This is a genomic window from Enterobacter sp. UPMP2052 (assembly GCF_053709675.1).
Window position 1 is genome coordinate 295699 of the sequence record NZ_JBSKJR010000002.1, and the last position, 18756, is coordinate 314454.

Annotated in this window: 22 protein-coding genes; 17 read left to right on the top strand and 5 right to left on the bottom strand. The window is 52.1% G+C overall.

Annotated features, from left to right (window positions below; genetic code table 11):
• The first annotated feature begins 47 nt into the window (after positions 1–47).
• The 17 genes from ACWKX3_RS11760 to ACWKX3_RS11840 all read left to right on the top strand — a co-directional run bounded on the left by ACWKX3_RS11760 (position 48) and on the right by ACWKX3_RS11840 (position 12867).
• A complete protein-coding gene (locus ACWKX3_RS11760) occupies positions 48–386 on the top strand; it encodes a DUF2190 family protein (protein WP_454541835.1) in 339 nt (112 codons plus the stop codon).
• Positions 386–742: a head-tail joining protein gene (locus ACWKX3_RS11765; RefSeq protein WP_454541836.1), complete on the top strand. Its 357-nt coding sequence runs from the start codon at positions 386–388 to the stop codon at positions 740–742. Before ACWKX3_RS11760 ends, ACWKX3_RS11765 begins: the two co-directional genes overlap by 1 nt.
• A gap of 1 nt (position 743) precedes the next feature.
• Positions 744–1406, top strand: a complete 663-nt coding sequence (locus tag ACWKX3_RS11770) for a hypothetical protein (protein ID WP_454541837.1) — start codon at positions 744–746, stop codon at positions 1404–1406.
• Positions 1407–1414: 8 nt separating this feature from the next.
• Positions 1415–1969, top strand: a complete 555-nt coding sequence (locus ACWKX3_RS11775; protein WP_454541838.1) for a hypothetical protein — start codon at positions 1415–1417, stop codon at positions 1967–1969.
• Entirely contained in the window at positions 1962–2579 is a 618-nt protein-coding gene (locus tag ACWKX3_RS11780; RefSeq protein WP_454541839.1) for a phage baseplate assembly protein V, read from the top strand. Before ACWKX3_RS11775 ends, ACWKX3_RS11780 begins: the two co-directional genes overlap by 8 nt.
• Positions 2580–2617: 38 nt before the next feature.
• A complete protein-coding gene (locus ACWKX3_RS11785) occupies positions 2618–4099 on the top strand; it encodes a phage tail sheath family protein (protein WP_454541840.1) in 1482 nt (493 codons plus the stop codon).
• Entirely contained in the window at positions 4096–4602 is a 507-nt protein-coding gene (locus ACWKX3_RS11790) for a phage major tail tube protein (protein ID WP_088209410.1), read from the top strand. The genes ACWKX3_RS11785 and ACWKX3_RS11790 overlap by 4 nt, the downstream gene beginning before the upstream one ends.
• 56 nt (positions 4603–4658) lie before the next feature.
• Positions 4659–4946, top strand: a complete 288-nt coding sequence (locus ACWKX3_RS11795) for a phage tail assembly protein (RefSeq protein WP_222892181.1) — start codon at positions 4659–4661, stop codon at positions 4944–4946.
• 114 nt (positions 4947–5060) lie between these two features.
• Positions 5061–6959 carry a hypothetical protein gene (locus ACWKX3_RS11800; RefSeq protein WP_454541841.1) on the top strand — a complete coding sequence of 633 codons (1899 nt, stop codon included), beginning with the start codon at positions 5061–5063 and terminating at the stop codon, positions 6957–6959.
• A gap of 5 nt (positions 6960–6964) precedes the next feature.
• The gene (locus ACWKX3_RS11805; protein WP_454541867.1) at positions 6965–7426 is read left to right on the top strand and encodes a phage tail protein; all 462 of its coding nucleotides are present in this window, start codon (positions 6965–6967) and stop codon (positions 7424–7426) included.
• Positions 7401–7616: a tail protein X gene (locus ACWKX3_RS11810; protein WP_454541842.1), complete on the top strand. Its 216-nt coding sequence runs from the start codon at positions 7401–7403 to the stop codon at positions 7614–7616. The genes ACWKX3_RS11805 and ACWKX3_RS11810 overlap by 26 nt, the downstream gene beginning before the upstream one ends.
• Position 7617: 1 nt before the next feature.
• The gene (locus ACWKX3_RS11815; protein WP_454541843.1) at positions 7618–8727 is read left to right on the top strand and encodes a contractile injection system protein, VgrG/Pvc8 family; all 1110 of its coding nucleotides are present in this window, start codon (positions 7618–7620) and stop codon (positions 8725–8727) included.
• Between the two features lie 38 nt (positions 8728–8765).
• Positions 8766–9113 (top strand): GPW/gp25 family protein, encoded by a 348-nt coding sequence (locus tag ACWKX3_RS11820; protein WP_454541844.1) that lies wholly within the window; start codon positions 8766–8768, stop codon positions 9111–9113.
• On the top strand, positions 9103–10017 hold the full coding sequence (locus ACWKX3_RS11825) for a baseplate assembly protein (RefSeq protein WP_454541845.1): 915 nt from the start codon (positions 9103–9105) through the stop codon (positions 10015–10017). Before ACWKX3_RS11820 ends, ACWKX3_RS11825 begins: the two co-directional genes overlap by 11 nt.
• Positions 10010–10561, top strand: coding sequence for a phage tail protein I (locus ACWKX3_RS11830; RefSeq protein ID WP_454541846.1), 552 nt, complete (start codon positions 10010–10012; stop codon positions 10559–10561). The genes ACWKX3_RS11825 and ACWKX3_RS11830 overlap by 8 nt, the downstream gene beginning before the upstream one ends.
• Before the next feature lie 2 nt (positions 10562–10563).
• Complete coding sequence (locus tag ACWKX3_RS11835) at positions 10564–12336, top strand: phage tail-collar fiber domain-containing protein (protein WP_454541847.1); 1773 nt, start codon at positions 10564–10566, stop codon at positions 12334–12336.
• Positions 12337–12345: 9 nt separating this feature from the next.
• Entirely contained in the window at positions 12346–12867 is a 522-nt protein-coding gene (locus ACWKX3_RS11840) for a tail fiber assembly protein (RefSeq protein WP_454541848.1), read from the top strand.
• A 42-nt stretch (positions 12868–12909) separates the two neighbouring features.
• On the opposite strand, the gene ACWKX3_RS11845 is transcribed toward ACWKX3_RS11840, so the two are convergent.
• The 5 genes from ACWKX3_RS11845 to ACWKX3_RS11865 form a co-directional block, all read right to left on the bottom strand.
• Positions 12910–13788, bottom strand: a complete 879-nt coding sequence (locus tag ACWKX3_RS11845; RefSeq protein WP_454541849.1) for a GNAT family N-acetyltransferase — start codon at positions 13786–13788, stop codon at positions 12910–12912.
• 742 nt (positions 13789–14530) lie between these two features.
• A complete protein-coding gene (locus ACWKX3_RS11850) occupies positions 14531–14827 on the bottom strand; it encodes a hypothetical protein (protein WP_454541850.1) in 297 nt (98 codons plus the stop codon).
• 67 nt (positions 14828–14894) lie between these two features.
• On the bottom strand, positions 14895–15161 hold the full coding sequence (locus ACWKX3_RS11855; protein WP_088209396.1) for a hypothetical protein: 267 nt from the start codon (positions 15159–15161) through the stop codon (positions 14895–14897).
• Between the two features lie 874 nt (positions 15162–16035).
• Entirely contained in the window at positions 16036–16692 is a 657-nt protein-coding gene (locus ACWKX3_RS11860) for a class I SAM-dependent methyltransferase (protein WP_454541851.1), read from the bottom strand.
• Positions 16693–17886: 1194 nt separating this feature from the next.
• Positions 17887–18729 carry an EAL domain-containing protein gene (locus ACWKX3_RS11865; protein WP_454541852.1) on the bottom strand — a complete coding sequence of 281 codons (843 nt, stop codon included), beginning with the start codon at positions 18727–18729 and terminating at the stop codon, positions 17887–17889.
• Positions 18730–18756 lie beyond the last annotated feature (27 nt).

Genomic DNA, 18756 nt, shown 5'->3' on the forward strand with positions numbered 1-18756 from the left:
TATCCGGGGGCGGCGCGTGTCGCCCCGTAGCTTTGCGGAGAATAACAATGGCGACAAATTATTATCAGGACGGCACCACGATGGACTGGAGCAACAGCACGGGTAAGGACGTTAAGTCCGGTGAACCGGTTGCAGTCGGGCAGTTTATGGGGGTGGCACACGGGGATATCCCGGATGGCGGGGAGGGCGTGCTCCATACCACGGGGGTCTTTGTCCTGCCCAAGGTACCGGACGAAACCTGGCAGCGAGGTACAAAACTGTACCTGAACGATGCCGGGCTGCTGACGGCGGTGAAGCCTGCCGACGACGCACTGGTGGTGGCGGGCACGGCGTGGATCACAAACAATCCGGGCGAAACTGAAACCCGCGTGCGTCTGGGGTTCTGATGAACCGCTTTCGCCAACGCCTGTTAAAAGCAGATACCCGGATCTCCCGGGCATTTGCCGAAGCGGTGCCCGCCGTTCTGACCATCGACGCTGAGGTGCGACCTGTTACCGTGATTTTCGAGACGCCCGATGCCCCGGTTGACGTGCCCGGCGGGGGGCAAATTCAGGACCGGGCTCCGGCATTCAGCGCGATGACCGCCGATATTGCGGGGCTTGAGAAGCACCACGGCGTGGAAATCAACGGCACGGCTTATCGTGTGACGCACGTCGGGGCTGATGAAGAAGGCCGCACCCGCGTCACGCTGGCGTATGGCGCACCGGGTAAGGTGCAGCCGGACATCAATAAGTGGAGCTGATATGGCGCGTGAGTCCAGACTGCGGCGGGATTTGCCCGTCGATATCGATGTTGATGCCATCTGGCGGATAGCTGAGCACATCGGTGCCACCCATAAACAGTTTCGGGCGGCGTATTCCCGCGCCCTGAAACGTACAGCCGCAACCCTGCGTAAAAAAGCGATGGCAGACCTGAAGGACGGACTGGCCCCCCGCAGCCTGGACCTTGTGCGCCGACGCCTGCTTTCCTTTCGTCTTGATCGCGCCTCTCAGTCAAAACTGGATAACTTTCGTCTCTGGTTTGGCCTGAATGCTATCAAGGTCAAAGATCTGAAAGGGCGGATTAACGGGCGGATCAAGCCTCACCATACCCGGCGGGATAAATCCACCGGACGGTTTATCAAGGCGCGACGCCAGGCGGACAATGCCGGGTTTACGCCAAAGGGCAGCATGCTTACCCCGCGCACATTTGAAAACGGGGAAGTGGCACGCTCCCGTCGTGAGAACAGGCGAACGGTGGTTATTCGCGATCCTGACACACGCCGCACCCGCGAGGCGGAAGTGGATATTTATGAGCCGATGCTGAACTACATCGAAGATAACGCCTTTGCGGAGGCGATGGATATTTTCATGCATCACTTTGAAACCGATCTGCGCGGGCGTGTGAAAGCCCGTATTTCTGTCTGAGGTTGATCATGGCCGAGCCATTACTGCTGGGGCAGTATCACGATGCTGTCACCGGCGCGCTGAAAAAAATTGCGTGGGTGCGTGATGCAGATGCCTACCCGGAAAAAAACGTGCCACGCTTTACCGGGTTGACCACCCCGGCGGTGTATTTCTCCATTAACAGCTGGGAGCAGAACGGGGGCAACGAGGGGCAGCTTAACGTGAATCTCGCCTGCGACTTGTTCGTGGTTGTGGATGCGGCAGGGGCTGGCGTCAGCCGCCCCGAAATTTTCCTGCGCACGGCCGCCGCCGATATCACGCAGTGGATTGACGGCCAGCAGTTCGGCCTGACGCATCTGGATCCAGCCGTCTTTATCGATGCGTCACGCGATGAGTTTGATCCGCGCATGGATGATTATCTGGTCTGGCGAATTTCCTTCACACAGTCAGCCGCCTTTGGTGCCGATCCGTTTGCACAGCTGAATGCTCCTCTGAAAGCGGCCTGGCTGGGCAAGGCCCCGGATATCGGGCGCGCGCATGTGGACGATTACCAGTTGATTTACGAGGCAAAACCCGATGAGTGATATCGAGGGCGATCTACAGCGCCGTCTTGCGAATATCGTGCGGCGCGGGGTTATTCATTCCGTTAAGCATGACGGTATACCGAAGTGCCGGGTGGATTTGGGCGACATCACCACTACCTGGCTGCCGCTCTGCCAGGGCTTTTCCGGGGCAAACCGGGCTGACTCCAATCCGTATGCGGTCGGAGATGCGGTTACGGTGCTGTCGGAGGCGGGCGAGCTGAATAATGGCCGGGTGTTTCCCGGCTGGAATACCGGCGGTCTGCCGGTACCGGAGGGCAGCGACAGCGAACATATCACCCGCTACGGTGACGGTACCGAGATCCGGTATGACCGTGCCGCGCATGCCCTGACCATCACCCTGGCGGAGGGCGGGACCTACAAAATCATCGGGAAAGGCACGCTGGACGGTCCGGTGGAAATCACCGATACCCTGACCGTGCAGGGGAAAACGCAGATAAACGCCGACACGAACGTGGCCGGAAATATCGGTGCTACGCAGGAGATTTCGGACGGTACCGGGAAAATGAGCGGGATCCGTAAAACGTTCAATGATCACGATCACCGTGGAGACAGTGGCGGCATGACCGGAAAACCTAATCAGAAAATGTGACCTGCTTGAGCAGGTTTTTTTATGCCTGGAGAAAATAAATGGCGAATTTACATGGTGTGGAAACGATTGAACTGACATCCGGTACGGTCGCGGTTACGACGATCCAGACGGCAATTATCGGTCTGGTGGGTACTGCGCCTGATGCATCAGCAGGCGTCGCGGCTTCGGGAACGGCGGGTACGCCGTTGCTTTTCAATGAGATGATTTTCACGGCAGCGGCATCGGGACGCGCAGGTAATCAGATTGTTGTGAATGCAGTAGCAGGTGTGCCGGATAAAGACGATCCAGAGGATGTACCGACCACCGCTGAAATGGACGGTACCACGCTGAACATAACGCTGGGATGTGATGCAACAGGGAAACTTACTGCAAATTCCGCCGCTGTAAAAAACGCAATGGAATCCGTTACGGCAGTGAAAGTGGTTATCAACGGAACGGGAAGCGGCATGGTTACGCCATTTACGCTTCAGCTTGCTGGCGGTGAGGATGAACCGTTCCCGCTGAATACTCCTGTGGCGATTGTTGGCACCACGATGCTCTCGCGCCTCGGGGAAACCGGCACGCTTAAGCAGGCGCTGACAGAAATTAATGACCAGCGCAATGCCCTGACAGTCGTGGTACGTGTTGCGGCAGGAAACAATAAGGCGGAGGAGGGTGATGAATCTGAAACGCGCGCTGCATTGCTGGCCGGGATCCGCGCGCTGTCGTCAGCGAAAACCGTGACGACGTATCAGCCCCGCATCCTGATTGCGCCCGGATTCAGTGAGGATGATGCCGTCGGCAAGGCGCTGGAAACCATGGCCGGCAAACTGCGGGCGGTGGCGTATGTTGACTGTGCGTCCAAAGCCACGCTGCAGGAGGTGGTCCAGCGCCGCCAGTCCTACGGCATGCGTACCGAGCTGCTGCGCCCGCGCGTGCAGGTCAGCAACGCCGACGGCCAGCTGGTCTGGCGACCGTATTCTGCCTTTGCGGCGGGGCTGCGCGCCCGCATCGATTTTGAAAAGGGGTGGTGGTGGAGCAAATCCAACCAGGACATCAACAACATCCTCGGTGTGGAGCAGATCGACGAATTTATTCTGGGCGATGAAAACTGCGATGCGAACCTGCTTAACATGCAGAACGTCTCCACCATCATCCGCCGGGCAGGTTTTAAACACTGGGGGAACCGCCTGTGCGGGACCGATCCGCAGTGGCGTTTCGAATCGGTTCGCCGTACCGCTGACGTCATCGAGGACAGTATTCAGGAAACGATGCTGGAATACGTTGACCGTCCCCTGGACCGGGAGAACGCCGACGACATTATCGGCACGATTAACGCCTGGATGCGCCAGTTGGTCGGACTCGGTGCCATTTTCGGCGGTCGCGCCTGGCTGGATGAAGAGCTTAACACCGCTGAGAGCATGGCGGCGGGCGTGCTGTACATCAACTATGACTTTGGTCCGAAATCGCCGACTGAGCTTATCAGCCTGCGGGTCCGGGTGAATAACAACTATGCGCTTGAGGAGATGCTGGCAGCATGAGCGAAAAAAACACACTACGCGTCTGGACCTTCTTCCGGCAGGGGATCCGTATTCAGGGGGCGCATGAATTCACGCCGCCGACACTGTCCATCGTCAAAACTGACCTGCGTACCGGCGCGCAGGATGCGCCGTCCCCCGTGGATGACGGCATGGAGGCGCTGACCTGCCAACTGAAATTCTACGGCGTGGATACGGACATGCTGACCGCTTTTGGTTTTGTCAGCGGCAGCCGTCCGCGCTTTACGGCGTATCAGGGCTATCTGGCGAACGGTACCGCGCTTGGCACCATCGAGGAGATTGAAGGCTTTGTGCAGACCGTTACGCCGGATGCGCGGGGTAAGGACAGTCTGTCCGAAAACGCCATCACGGTGGAGATCGCCGTGAGCTATTACCGCCAGACCAAAGATGGCCGCGAGCTTTTTGCCATTGATACCGAGCGCTTCGCGCGCCGGGTGAATGGTGTGGATGTCCTGTCCGGCCTGGCGGCGAAAGTCCGTCTCTGATTTATTCCACAGAATACACCAGCGGCCTTCGGGCCGTTTTACTTTAAGGAGTTTTTATGAATTTTCCCGGTGAAACCCGCGTTATCAAACTTTATTCCCCTGTTTCGTATGAGAACGGCGGCCTGCTCGAGCAGGTGACGCTGCGCGAGCCGCTGGTGCGTGACCGCATCGCCTTTTCCAAGGACCGCGGCAGTGAAGAAGAAAAAGAAGCGCGCATGATTGCGCTGCTGTGCAACCTCAGCGAACAGGATATCTGGCAGCTGACGGCGGCGGATTATGCCCAGTTGCTGGACGCGTTTAACGTTTTTATGCTCCCGCCCGGGGAGCGTCCGAAAGAGGGTTAATCCGGGCGATGCGTTTTCTGGGGCGGCGTCTGCATTTTCCCATGACGGAATACCTGGATATGCCGTTCAGCGTATTTTCTGATTTTCTCACCGACGAAGTGGAGGCGGTAAACCGTGGCCGGATTAAGCCAGAACCTTAAGGCCGTCATTACCTTTGGCGGCAATATCGACAGTTCCTGGAGCCGTTCAGCGAACGGTCTGCAAAAGAGCCTGAAGGACGTCGGGAAGCAGTCAGAAAAACTGACAAAAGACCAGGCGAAGCTGGCGGCGGAGATTAAGCGCGCAAAACTGGCCGGGCAAAGCCTTGGCGATCTGAAAAGGCGTTACAGTGACGTTTCCCGTGAAATCCGCAAAACGGAGACCGAGCAGCAGAAGCTGAACCAGCATATGCAGAAGACGCAACGGCTGGCAGCCTTCAAAGGAGCCGGGAAAGGGCTGTTTCGCCGTGGGCTCGGTATGGCCGGACAACTGGGCGGAATGGTTGCTCCCGGGCTGGCAATTGGCGGCGGGGGCGTGGTGGCTTCTGCCCTGGGAACCCTTATTGCTCCTGCGGCCACCAACGAAGAAACAGCCCGGCGGGCTGGCGTGGCGAAAAGCTATGGTGTCGATATCCCGACGTTTGATGCGTGGGATACGCTCGCGAAGCAGTACGACATGAACGGGGAGAACATCGGCGATCTGTTTGAGGAGTATCTGCATAAGTCGGGTGAGTACAAGCAGAACGGCAAGCAGGGTTCTCTGCAGGATGCGTTTGAAACGCTGGGCTTTAAAGCAGGTGATTTTGCCGGACTCAGCGATATGGCGCAGTTCGAAAAAATCGTCGAGCGTGCGCTCAGCCTGCAGGATGAGTCTAAGGCCTCGTTTGCACTGGATTCGCTGTTTGGTGGTGAGGCCAGCAAACTGCTGATGCTGCTGAAGCAGTCCGGCAAGAGCTACCGGGATCTGATGGACGAGCAGCGCAAATACAACCTCGTCACGAAAGAGGGGGCTGAAGGGGCAATGGCGGGCAACCGCGCCGTCACAAACCTGCGCACCGTCTTTTCCTCCGCTGTGGCAGAAATCTCCGGTCAGCTGGGTAACGAACTGGCCCCGGATATTCGCCGCCTGACGGACGATCTGGCGGAGTGGTTTAAGGGTGGCGGAATAAAGCGGATTGTCAACTTCCTGCGTAATGACCTTTATCCCGGCGTGCTGAACTTCGGACAGGGGATCGTTTTTGTCGGGAAAGTGGCCTTTGCGCTGGCAAAAAAACTGTCCTGGCTGCTGCCGGATGAGCGAAGCGATCAGCGCGATGTCCTTAAATCGCTGGCAATGACGGGTTCGGTCGATATCGCCCGCATGACGGCGCAACGCAACGGGCAGGGCGAATGGTTTGAGCAGCAACTGAAGGAAAAGCCGGACCTGCCTGATGACGTGAAAAAATCGTACCGGGACACCCGTGGATTTTTCCGCGACGACGAGGACACATTCAACAATACACTCGATAAGTATGTGACGCCGGAAAGCAGCACCGCACCGTTCTCCTGGGATTCAGCACTCAACCAGAACAAGGCGATACCCGCGCAGCCCGGGCGTGAAACATCCGACAAATCTGCCGGAGCCTGGAATAATTACGGACTTCCTTCCTTACCTGCTTTTGATAAAAGCCTCAACTGGTCCTCAGCGGAGAAATCACCAGGATTATCAGACGAGTCTTTTACCGTTAACCCAATCGTGAATGTCGATAATTCGCCAGCGACAGCGTTACGGCTGCCTCCCGCACCGGATCCCGGAGACTCTGGCAAAGAGGAGAAAAGTGACTGGGGGGCGTTACTGCAGGAGCTGGAACTGGCGGACAAAGCACCTCCGGCGCGACAGCTCACCGACAACCGACGATTTGAGTTTCACTATGAAATCCACGGCGCACCCGGGCAGGACGAACGGGCGATCGGTGATGAAGTTGTCGGGGTGACGAAAACTAACCCCATATTCAAAGGTGACAGCAGCATGCTGGACGGAGGGCAAATCTGGTGAGTGAAATTATTCCGGTCTTTGAAGATTACGGGCAGGCAGGAGCCAGCGCAGCGCGGGGAGCCCAGGCTGCCCGTGTGATGATGATGCTGGGCGAATTTGCATTTTCCATCGACACCACGGCGTATAACCAGCTGACCCGGGAGGCCAGCTGGCGATGGAGCGAGCAGGAGCGCATCGGCAAACAGGACCTGCTGCAGTACACCGGCAAGTCCGGACGAACCGTCCGGCTCGAGGGCGAATCTCATGCCTTTTTCCGTAAGGGGGTGGATGCGGTTAACGATCTCTACGATCTCGCCGACCAGACCAGGCCACAGCAGCTGGTCAGCGGTGAAGGGGATGTGCTGGGCTGGTGGGTGGTGATCGACTTCTCCGACACGACCAGTCGTTTTCTGCCTGGCGGTGGACACCGAAACAAAAACTGGACGATGACGCTGAAACATTATGCAGACGACATATCAAACCCGTGACGGTGACGTGCTGGATGCTGTCTGTGCGGCGCATTACGGCACGGAAAACCTGTCTTATATTGTGACGCAGGTACTGGAAGCGAATCCTGGTCTGGCCGATGTCGGTGCGGTTTATCCGTCAGGCCTGCTTATCACCCTGCCGGATCTGGCTCCGCCAGTCCAGGAATCGGCCTTCAGCCTGTGGGATTAAAATGACTGAACAGACTGTTAAACCGGAATATGCTCCCGCTTTCAGCGTCAGCGCGGAGGGGAAGGATATCACCCGCGCGCTGCAGCAAAGCCTGGCAGAGCTGACGCTGACCGATTACGGCGGCGCCACGGCAAAAGCGGATGAACTGAAAATCACACTTTTATCAGAAACCCTCCCTTTGCCGACAAAAGGCGCGCGGCTTCGCGTGGCGCTGGGCTTTAACGACCAGCTGGTGGACAAAGGCTGGTTCGTGGTGGCCGGCGTGGGCAGCAGCGGTCCGCCGCGTCGTATCGAGATTTATGCCACCGCCGCGCCCATGAACGCCCAGAAACAGCCAGGAGACGTGATCAGCCAGAAAACGCGCAGCTGGGATAACCTGCGACTGGCGGATTTGGTTAAAACCGTGGCGAAAGAGAACGGGCTGATCCCAAAGGTGGCCGCTGAGCTCGCCAATATCCATATTGATCACGTGGACCAGGTGGCAGAATCCGACGCGAATCTGCTGACCCGTCTTGCCCGAACGTGGAACGCTGTCAGCAAACCATCGGGCGGCTACTGGCTCTTTTTGCGCCAGGGGGCCACGGCCAGTGCCTCCGGCGGGCAGACAGGCGCACTGGTTATCACTCCCGAAGAGGTCTCCAGCTGGTCATACAGCGAAGGCGAGCGGGGGAGTTCCACAGGAAAGGCCACCGGCAGCAACGGAAAGCCATCAGGGAAAATCGGCGTGCGGTATTACGATGAAGTTGACGGCAGGACAAAAACCACCACGGTTGATCATGATGGTCCCTCCCTGGCAAATCCGTACACGCAGCCCGTGAAGGCCACTGCTGACCAGCAGGCCAAAGCGAAGAAAACGCAGGCCCGGCGTAACGAACAAAAAATGACGGTGACAGGCCCCTGTCGCCCGAAACACGTTCCCCTCACTGCAGAATCCGGCGTATCCACGTCCGGTTTTGGCGAGCGGGAAGATCGTGCCTGGGTGGTGGAATCGCTGGTGTATTCCCTGACGCCTGCCGGGTTCAGCTACACCTACAACCTGGTGGTTGATATTCGCAAACCTTCAAAAAAATCCGGCAGCAAGAAAAAAAACGGCCCGGATTATTTCGGTTAACTCTCCGCCATCTGGCAATCCTCATACGGAAAAACATTATGAACGGTGTAAACAGCCGGACAGGTAAACGCCTGTCCGGCAGCGATCATTTGCGCCAGTCCGTCAGCGATATCCTTTCCACACCGCTGGGCAGCCGCGTGCTGGTTCGTGATTACGGCAGTGACCTGTTTTCGCTGGTGGACAACCCGCGCGACGATCTCACCCGGCTGCGGATTATCGCGGCCACAGCCTCCTCGCTGGCACGCTGGGAGCCCCGGCTGCGGGTCACGCGTGTAATTGTCACCTTTCCGGCCAATGAAACAGGGTGTGTCGTCGATATCGAGGGGATCAACAAAGAGAATAATCTTCCCGTCAGCACCGGAGGCATACAGATCCATGGCAAGTAGCTACGACGTAATTAACCTGTCCGCGCTGGCGGTTCCGGATGCCATTGTGGTACCGGATGCCGCCGATATTTTTAGTCGCTGGCTGGCGCGCCTGCGAGAGCTTGATCCGGAGTTCGATGCCCTGGTGGAATCGGACCCGGCGTATAAACAGGGGGAAATCAATGCTTACCAGCTGACGCTGGCGTTTCAGCGTGTCAACGACGCGGTAAGGGCGGTCTTCCTTGCCAGCGCCAGAGGGGCCGATCTCGACCAGCTGGGGGCGGCCTTCAACGTTTCCCGCCTGGTAATTGACCCCGGCGATCCGGATGCGGTACCGCCCGTCGAACCTGTCTATGAAAATGATGACGCTTTTCGCGAGCGCATCCAGCTTTCGTGGGCGCAACTGAACACCGCCGGTGCACGCAACGCGTACCGTTTTCATGCCAAATCGGCCGATAACGATGTTCTGGACGCGGATGCCTACGGGCCGGAGACCCATAACCGACCCGGTGAGGTGGATGTGTATGTGCTTTCGCGAACGGGCAACGGTGAGGCAGGGATTCTCCTGATCGAAACCGTGATGAATACCCTGAGTGCCGATGAAGTCAGGCCACTGACTGATTATGTCAGCGTGAAAAGTGCCACCGTTGCCAGCTATGCCGTCACGGCTGAACTCGATATCCCTGACGGACCGGATGCGCAGACGGTGCTCGAGAATGTCATCAGCACGCTGACGAGCTATACCCAGCTTTCCCATCGCATTAACGCCATCGTCCCACTCTCTGCGATATACGCTTCCCTGCAGCAGCCTGGGGTATCAAGGGTCAAATTGATCAGCCCGACGACCGATCTGGAAGCCGCCGCCGGGCAGGCCCCCTGGTGCAGCGCGATAAACGTTACGCGTAAAGGAGGCACCAGTGGATAAATTTCGATCCCTTCTTCCCCCGTCAGCCATTCAACCGGAGCGGGCGCTGGAACAGGCAGGCACAGAGCTGATTGCGGGGCTGGATACTGACATGGTCCGGAAGGTGAAAAATCCTGACACCTGTCCGGCCCATCTCCTGCCCTGGCTTGCCTGGGAGTTTGCGGTGGACTCCTGGGAAGAGGCCTGGACGGAGGAGGAAAAACGGCAGGTGATTAAGAATGCTGCGTACGTCCATCAGCATCGTGGTACCGCCGGCGCGGTAAGACGGTCACTGAGTGCCGTCAGCCTGCCGACGACCGTCGTGGAGTGGTGGGAGGACGAACCACGCAAAGACCCCTATACGTTCCGCGTGGAGGTCTACAGCCTGCAGGCCGTTGATGAGGCGCTGTACCAGCGTATACGCCGCCAGGTGGATAAAGCCAAAAATCTTCGCAGCCTGCTGACGACAATAGATGTGATCGCCGACCTGGGCGCGAAGGGAAATTATTATACCGGCGGTGCTGTTACCGCCTGGATTGACGTTGTTATTGAGGCAGGAGTGTAGCCATGGCAGAGAAGTATTACAGCATTCTGACCAACAGGGGCAAGGAGCTGGAGGCGCAGTCCTCTGCGACCGGGAAGCCCGTCATCATTAAAGATTTTGTGGTGGGTGACGGGAACGGTCAGGCCGTAAAACCGGATCCGGCGCAGACGAAACTGGTACGCGAGGTGTATCGTAACACCATTTCTGCACTGCAGGTTTCCCCGGACCAGGCGAATCAGTTCATCGCTCAGCTGATATTGCCGGTTAATGTTGGCGGGTTTGTTGTCCGGGAAGTCGGCCTGCTGACCGATGCGGGGGAGCTGTATTCCATAGCGAACAGTGCCGCAATTGAGAAGCCGGAAAACGGAGTCAGCGTGAATCTGCAGTACCGCCTTGCGGTATCGGAGTCAGCGAACATTGAGCTTAAAGCCGCTACCGGCGATGGCCTGTTTCTGCGGATTGACAAAAATCTTGCTGAAATAGCGGCGAAAGGCGAGGCAGCCCAGAAAAGTTCACGTGAAGCCATAGGCGTTCTGGATGCTACGACTGCGCGTAAAGGTCTTGTTCAGCTCAGTAGTGCTACTGACAATTCGTCTGAGGCGCTGGCGGCTACCCCGAAGGCGGTTAAGGCTGCCAATGACAATGCTAACGGGCGTGTACCGTCCGGCCGCAAGATTAATGGTCATGACCTTACGCGTGATACCAACGTAACCGCACAGGATATCTTCAACGGTCAGGCGGTGGCGATTGGTAATTCTGAGGACTTAAACGCTTATAGCACGCCAGGGTTGTACTACCAGCCAGCGAACGCGCAGGCGCAAACCGGAAAAAACTATCCCGAGGCAAATGCCGGTTCGCTGGAGGTTTATAAGCATGCGGGTATTACGCAGATTTACCGGATCTATAACGGCTCACGTGCGTACATCCGCACGCTGTACAGCGGTACGTGGTCAGCCTGGACAAAGCAGTATGACGCGGCCAATAAACCCACTGCCGGGGATGTTGGTGCGGTAGCAAAAGCTGGTGATGCGATGACAGGTAAACTCACCATAAACATTGATGGTGAAACAATCCTTTTAAAGCCAAAAACAGCGGGTGCGGCAAGTTATATTATTTCCCGTGATTCGTCAGGTGCTAACCACTGGTATGTTGGAGCAGGTTCTACCAACAACGCAGACACAGTTTTAAATAACTATAAAGGCGGAAATAATAACTTTCAGTTAAAAGCTGACGGTTCAGTGACGCTAAATCCTGTACAAGGGAAATCTGTAATTGCAAATGGCCCCGTTCAGATTGGTGGTATTGGCAATGCAATTTTAAATATTGGTGATAACGACTCTGGTCTACGCAGCTCAAAGGATGGTCAGGTTGACTTGTGGGCTAATGGTAAAATGTTCGGCTATTGGAATACCACAACATTTTCATTCACTGGTCAGATAATACCAACAAACTACAGCAACTTTGATGCCCGATATTATACAAAGGCGCAGTCTGACGCCGGGTATATGTCGAAAACTGGTGCATATACCAAAGCAGAAAGCGACAGCAGGTTCCAGCCAAAAGGCAGTTACACCCCGGCAGGGCAGGCTTACACAAAGGCGCAAAGTGACAGTAAATATCCTACTGCATTTCGCGTTGGCTCACGAGTGACCTATAACGGCCCTGATTTTGGGGGCAAAGTCCCGCAGGGTGCAGTAAATATAAATAATTACACCAATGGCGATAACCGAATTAATGGTGTTGTTTACGCCTATCTTCAGTTCTATTTGAATGGCAAGTGGGTAAACTTCTCTTAAGGAGATAAAATGAAAAATTTAGGCAAATTCCACTCTTACCAACCTGAAAATCCTGAATTTCCAGGTGCAAATTACATCTGCAATGGTGAGGGGGTAGACTGGTATTCAATTTCATGGGATGAGGAAAGAATAGCAGGTAAGGTTTATGTAGGTGTAGACGACAATGGCGTTATCCTCTCAGCCACAGGTGATGGCAGTAGACTGTTCCCCGTTCACATGACTGTTTGGGAGATGCCAGAAAGCGAAATGCCTTCAGGGCTGCTGACTGATTGGTCAGATACAACTCTTATTAATGGTGTCTTTTCAACTAATTATACCACCAAGGCGGAATCTTATCGTCAGAGCTTACTCAACAGCGCAAACAGCATAATAGCTGACTGGCGAACTGAGTTGCAGCTCGGCAGTATCAACGATGATGATAGGACGAGTCTAATTAAATGGATGTTATACATTAAGGAAATTAAGGCATTAGATTTCTCTAAAGTGAGCAGCAAAGAGGAGTTTGAAACTATAAAATGGCCGTCAATTTGACTTGTCGAGGGCTTAACAAACTGATGTTAAGCCCTGTGAGAGTCAACAAATCGTTCGTCGTAAGGGTAATATTTCACACCATGCTTTTTTATATTTCCATTCCTCGCGATATTTCCCAAGTGAGAAGATCAGTTTTTTATTATCCACCTGACAAAGTTCTTTCGCTCTATTGTAATTCTCCCAGAGCAAAATGCTTCCCACGCTCAAATCACTATAAGAAGGGTCATAGCCACCATTTATATCATCGAAATATACCCAATCGATTGCTTCAGTTTTGAAAATCAAGTCAACAGCTATAATTTTATCATTTAATGTCAGCACCGCACCAAACAACATATGCCGAAATCGTTCAATGGTTTCAAACAGATTTTCCTCAGGGAATGGTCTGAGTTTATCTTTCCATCTTAACCTGAAAAGTTTGAGATATGCATCACAAATATCGTTTGTAGACAAGGATTCAATGTTTAAAATTTCTCCGCCCGCTTTTATGAATCGATTCCTTTCTCCATTTCTTTTTCGAGAAGTTTTTGAAGAAAAATTTTGTTTAATGTGACATATTTTATTTTTAAATAATCTATTGCTGAAAGAATTAAGTATAAACCCTGTTTGCTTTGGCGACATTTTTTTGGTTCTAAAAGGCAAGATAACTTTTCCGTCAAGATTACAAGGAATTATTATGTCTTCATAAACGAAAGGATAATCTCGTGAAAATAAACACAACCCACCCTGAATAGAGTACGATGCGCATATCAAAATGTCGTCCTGAGTTTTGCAAAAGTACTTTACTTCCTTGCCAAGTTTGTTACTGAGATATGTTATTACATCTGGATGACAACAAACACTCCCTCCGTACATAGCAAATGCTTGTTTATAAACATCCAGGCTACATTCTTTCCATCCTAACAGGGTTGCTTTTAACATACTTTCCATCGTTCATTTAGAATTTCGTAAGTTGATAATCTAAAACTATATTCTAATGGTAAAGCACGTCGTCAGATTTGTTTAAGGTGTATTTAACTTAAAGTGAATTAAATTGAACTTTACCCAGTTTTGAGCTTGGCCGAGGTAGTCTTTAAGGTTTTCCAGCAGGTCATCGCTGAACTTCTTAAGCCTTGTAAGCTGCAGCGAATGAAACATCTCCGCTGTAACATTCCTCTACGCTTGCCTGTGATTCTACCAATGACGATGTGAACGGCAATGAGCAGCGGAAATGCGCTGGCGAAAACAAGGGCTTACAAGGACGAAGCAATATCCTTTTGTTAGCCGGAGAACATGCGCAACTGTAGATTGCGTCTCATTGGGTATTATTTAACCAACTGTGAGTTAACGCTTATTAAACAAGCAAGCGGCAGGTACTGCACTCTGGATGTAATTTAAATTACCTCGAAGTGAGGGGGGACGGTCATTGACTTAGGTGCTTTTTGGATTTCATGGTGAGGGTAATAAGTTACCACTGCTGTCGAGTGAACGCGAAAGCAGTGGTTCTCATCAATGATATCGACTATCAGGAGTGAGTGATGAGCAATATCCTCAATGGGGTAAAGAGGACGTTTCAAAAGCAGATATGTGTGACCAATAAGTTGAGGATGGTTACAGGGCCGCAAACATCACTCAATAAAATAAACATAGACCACAAAAAGTAAATGGTCTATCAACGAGACGGCTAAAAATTACTCTTCCCGGCACATCCTCTTGCAAGCTGCTGAGCATAAGTGCATCCGTCAGCCGTCAGAACAAGCCCCTGAAATGACAGATATGCATCGCCGTCTTCATACCTCAGTGCCGCTTTCGACACAAGTTGTCTGTCTATCAGATCCGCAATGCATTTAATCAGTTCCGGAATGCTGACATCAGGAAAAAAGCGAACGAAATCTTTCGCATCGGGAGGGCAGGGAAAGAGAGCCCTTAGCCAGAAAATAATTTCGCATTCAAAAGTTGCGACTGATAAGTATTTACTCATTTACAAACTCCAGTCATAGCAGATGTTAATCTACAGTGCCTCTGGCCTGCCTGAACCTTCTGACAGTTCAGCAGTGTGCAACGGCATAAGAAAAGCCCTTCTCTGTCAGGTGAAGATAAGCAAGTCTGACGTAGGGGATATCATCAGTTCGTGAGATAGCCCGGCGGCAAATCAGGCGTTTTTCAATAAGAGCTTCAATGTTTACAGCCATCTGTAGCTCGCTGATGTCCTCAAAACAACTGAAGTACTGTTTACCGGTTGGCGGATAGGGAAAGAAAATGGACAGGGCCTGCAGGATGTCCTGTTGCAGGCGAGGGGAGAGTAATTTATGCATGTGTATAGTCCTCGAACTCGAAACACTAAAATGCCAGCCTCATCATTGGTATGACGAAACAGTAATAGTATTTTGCTTAATCGATTCGGCTAAAAAGTGATCTTCGTCACACATTGTGATCGGTGATAACGATCAATTTAAGTTTATTGATCGGTGTCATACGGATTGCGGAGATTGAAGTCATCTGTTTGACTAAACGTGATTTTGGTATTTGATTTTTTACCACCTAAATTTGTGGTTTATCTTGCTCAGTAGAATCAGCATACACAGAAACTAGGGCCTTCCGCAGGTTAATAATAGCATTAGAAGGTAACTAGCTTTAGGTACACTGATTGTTTAATCTTAACAAGGTATCCTATTTGCAGTTGTTATATTCTATAATGGTCAGAGGAATGGCTTCAACTATGTCAATGGACGAGAATATTCTCACTTTAAATGAATTCTTTGCTATCAAACGAAATCTTGAGGCCATTTCTGATGTATGGTCAGATCTCTGGACTATGTTGTATCTGAGTCAGGTCAGGCCTTTGCGCCTTCTCAGACTTAAATATGACGATCTGACCAATGATAGACAGACGTTCGTAGCAGCGAGTAAGTTTAAAGAATGCAATATTGAGTTAAGGCCAGGGATACAAAAAATCATCCATATACGGAGAAAACGTTACCCGGAGGATGTATTTCTCTTTCAGAGCCACTCAAACTGCAGCAAATCATCCCCATGCCCGGTTACGCTTATTGCATTTAACACAGCACTGAAGAGGGCGACCGTTGGTGTGACGAAAAAGGCAGTTAACAGCAATAGTGCTTTTACCCTAACTCTAACAGAGTGAAGTCCCGCAACCGATCTGTGTAAAAGATCAGATTGCGGTAACGATTATTTTTTTCCTGAAGCCGAAAATAAAGCCACGGTGCCGGTCACTCTCACTTCAGCGGTTTCAAAATGATCGGAAAGTATTTTTCTTAGGGATACCTCGGAGTCATTTTTATTGGAGAAAATTCCTTTGCTATTATAAGTATTCATCAGCATCTTTCCGAAACTATTGTGTTTTACTCCATTACCAAGAATAGTTGCACCGTAAAGTACTCCATCGTCAGTTAACGCCATTTTGGCATTTCCTATTACTATAGCCTTATCTGCCATAGTTCCTGGCAGGCAGTGAAGAAGATAAAACATTGAGATGGAGTCGAATTGATTGTTCAGGTGAACCGGATAAGGATCAAATACATCGTGGTTAATTTTTTGAAGTATTTGGGACTCTCTGGCTCTGGCAGAAGCAGCGTTCAGACTTGCCGTGTTGAGGTCCATCAGCGATATCTTGCAGTCAGAAGGAGCATGAGTCAGGTAATATCCAGTACCCACGCCGATATCGAGATGCTTGTGACCTAGATGTTTTAAATAGTGTGGAAGCAGAAACTGTCCTGTAGGGCATTTCCAAGCAAACTGATTAGAAATATTCAGTACCCACCAGTCATAAAGCTTCAAAGTTAACGGCGTGTAGACCTTGGCCCCTTCATGAGTCTTAATATTCATTGATTTCACCTTGTAACGGTTGTCGCAGTGAATTACATCAGTAACTTGTACAGATTACAAGGTTACAGGTGCCGTAGCCTGTGGTATGCAAGCACAAGCTACGGCAGACTGGCGATCGTACAATAGTGCGAGTATCAAATGATCGCCAATCGTAAAGGATTGTACTTTTTCGGGATGAAGGCGCAAAGTGTTTAATCAGCAATCAGCCACATGTCGGATTCATCAAACATATCCTCCAGCATACGGTTGAGCGCATGCAAGCCCCTTCGATGCCCCTTGCATGCTTGGACAGGGTGACTCCCGGTAATGCTGTGACCTACGAAGATTTCGTAGGTCGAATTTTGAGCAGTTCGTAATGACCCTCAATACGCTGAGCTTCCCCTCTTAAAGAGGGTTGGTTATCTTCGTAGCTCTCTACGCTTTTTGTCGGAACCTCTGAACCTAAGCAGTGTTGATGTCCAGGCGAACCCGAATAATGTTCGTGTTTGTTGCTCGCCATTTCTCGCGTTTCACGATAATCAAAATGATTCAATGGGTTGCGATGTCCAAACGTTAAACGTATGCAGCTTTTTAAACTCGGCGTATCACCGTGTTTGACTTTCGAGTCCATATTGCTAACCCACACCTAAAAGCATCACCTCGAAAAACAACCGTCTTACGTCCTTTAAACGCAACAAATATGCAACATGATTTAAGCCCTCTCTCTACTCCCCCTTAGAACACCCGCTTCACTTTTCCTTAATGAACCCCGGTATGCACTGCCTTAAATCTGCACAAAATTACCATTCATGCTTCAAATTCACCGCCCGAGTTGTACCAAAACCGCCATCTGGAACAACTTTTTTACCCCCGAGTTGTTCCACTTTTTGGAGCATGATTCTTTAAAATACAATATGTTGCTGTCTTTGGAACAACTGGAACGATTGGAACAACGTTTTCTGAGTATATATGCGTGTTTTATGTCTGTATGGTGAACAAAGTCTCAACAATTAATTTGTTGCTTTTTTGTTGCTCCAGTAAATTTATGCACACAATGTTCGTTGTTTCTTTTTGCGTGGGATTGATGCGGATGAATATGGGGGTATATGTGGGGGTATGTGAGATTATTGAATGAGGTAATTCCTATTAAATTCAGACAATTAATATCTAATATTCAATCCTACAGGGCCATTCTCACTCAGCATTTTCCCCCGCTCACACCGTCTCTGCCGCCCGGCTGACCAAACTCACCAGCTCATCAATTTGCACCGGTTTGCAGAAGTAATAGCCTTGCAGGTAATCACAGTTTTTTACGCGCAGATAATCGGCCTGAGCCTGCGTCTCCACCCCTTCTGCAATGATCCGCAGATCCATATTTTTAGCCAGATTGATGAGGCTATCCAGAAGGCGGGTGTCGCCGTTCTCGCGGATCTGACCGACGAACAGTTTGTCGATCTTGATGAATTCCGGTTGCAGGGCGTGGATGTATGACAGGTTCGAATAGCCCGTGCCGAAGTCATCCAGCGCGATGGCGATACGGGACTGACGCAGCGTGGCAAACCACTCGCTTAGCTGCGGGGTGAAATGCAGCGGATGCCTTTCGGTGATCTCAACCACCACCTGCACCTGGCTGGCGGCAAGGGCATTTAACAGATCGAGCGAATCCGTTTTGAAATGCGGGTCGAGGCAGTTATGCGGGCTGAGATTAAGGCTGATGTAAAGCCCCTCAGGGAAGAGAGGGATCGGTTGGCGAAGCTCGGCAATGACCTGCTGGATCAGATAATGGGTCAGGGGTGCAATCAGATCATGCTCCTCCGCCAGCGGGATAAAAATGTCCGGCGCAACGTTGCCGTACAGCGGGTGCCGCCAGCGGGCCAGCACTTCAACGCCCGCGATGTTGCCCGTCTGGCTGTCGAAGAAAGGCTGATAAACCGGAACGATCTGGCGCTGATGAATGGCGACGCTCAGCGCTTTCTCGGGCGCCGGAGGAAAAAGACGGGCCAGCAGCGTGCTGAGCCCGGAGAGCAGGGTAGTGGGTGATTTAGTTACGGTAGTCATGGTGGCCTTCAATGCGCGGTCACCTTC

What these genes read in the sequence shown, in the direction of transcription:
- ACWKX3_RS11760 (WP_454541835.1), top strand. Translation starts at nt 48, where the DNA reads ATGGCGACAAATTATTATCAGGACGGCACCACGATGGACTGGAGCAAC.
- ACWKX3_RS11765 (WP_454541836.1), top strand. Translation starts at nt 386, where the DNA reads ATGAACCGCTTTCGCCAACGCCTGTTAAAAGCAGATACCCGGATCTCC.
- ACWKX3_RS11770 (WP_454541837.1), top strand. Translation starts at nt 744, where the DNA reads ATGGCGCGTGAGTCCAGACTGCGGCGGGATTTGCCCGTCGATATCGAT.
- ACWKX3_RS11775 (WP_454541838.1), top strand. Translation starts at nt 1,415, where the DNA reads ATGGCCGAGCCATTACTGCTGGGGCAGTATCACGATGCTGTCACCGGC.
- ACWKX3_RS11780 (WP_454541839.1), top strand. Translation starts at nt 1,962, where the DNA reads ATGAGTGATATCGAGGGCGATCTACAGCGCCGTCTTGCGAATATCGTG.
- ACWKX3_RS11785 (WP_454541840.1), top strand. Translation starts at nt 2,618, where the DNA reads ATGGCGAATTTACATGGTGTGGAAACGATTGAACTGACATCCGGTACG.
- ACWKX3_RS11790 (WP_088209410.1), top strand. Translation starts at nt 4,096, where the DNA reads ATGAGCGAAAAAAACACACTACGCGTCTGGACCTTCTTCCGGCAGGGG.
- ACWKX3_RS11795 (WP_222892181.1), top strand. Translation starts at nt 4,659, where the DNA reads ATGAATTTTCCCGGTGAAACCCGCGTTATCAAACTTTATTCCCCTGTT.
- ACWKX3_RS11810 (WP_454541842.1), top strand. Translation starts at nt 7,401, where the DNA reads ATGCAGACGACATATCAAACCCGTGACGGTGACGTGCTGGATGCTGTC.
- ACWKX3_RS11815 (WP_454541843.1), top strand. Translation starts at nt 7,618, where the DNA reads ATGACTGAACAGACTGTTAAACCGGAATATGCTCCCGCTTTCAGCGTC.
- ACWKX3_RS11820 (WP_454541844.1), top strand. Translation starts at nt 8,766, where the DNA reads ATGAACGGTGTAAACAGCCGGACAGGTAAACGCCTGTCCGGCAGCGAT.
- ACWKX3_RS11825 (WP_454541845.1), top strand. Translation starts at nt 9,103, where the DNA reads ATGGCAAGTAGCTACGACGTAATTAACCTGTCCGCGCTGGCGGTTCCG.
- ACWKX3_RS11835 (WP_454541847.1), top strand. Translation starts at nt 10,564, where the DNA reads ATGGCAGAGAAGTATTACAGCATTCTGACCAACAGGGGCAAGGAGCTG.
- ACWKX3_RS11840 (WP_454541848.1), top strand. Translation starts at nt 12,346, where the DNA reads ATGAAAAATTTAGGCAAATTCCACTCTTACCAACCTGAAAATCCTGAA.
- ACWKX3_RS11845 (WP_454541849.1), bottom strand. Translation starts at nt 13,788, where the DNA reads ATGTTAAAAGCAACCCTGTTAGGATGGAAAGAATGTAGCCTGGATGTT.
- ACWKX3_RS11850 (WP_454541850.1), bottom strand. Translation starts at nt 14,827, where the DNA reads ATGAGTAAATACTTATCAGTCGCAACTTTTGAATGCGAAATTATTTTC.
- ACWKX3_RS11855 (WP_088209396.1), bottom strand. Translation starts at nt 15,161, where the DNA reads ATGCATAAATTACTCTCCCCTCGCCTGCAACAGGACATCCTGCAGGCC.
- ACWKX3_RS11860 (WP_454541851.1), bottom strand. Translation starts at nt 16,692, where the DNA reads ATGAATATTAAGACTCATGAAGGGGCCAAGGTCTACACGCCGTTAACT.
- ACWKX3_RS11865 (WP_454541852.1), bottom strand. Translation starts at nt 18,729, where the DNA reads ATGACTACCGTAACTAAATCACCCACTACCCTGCTCTCCGGGCTCAGC.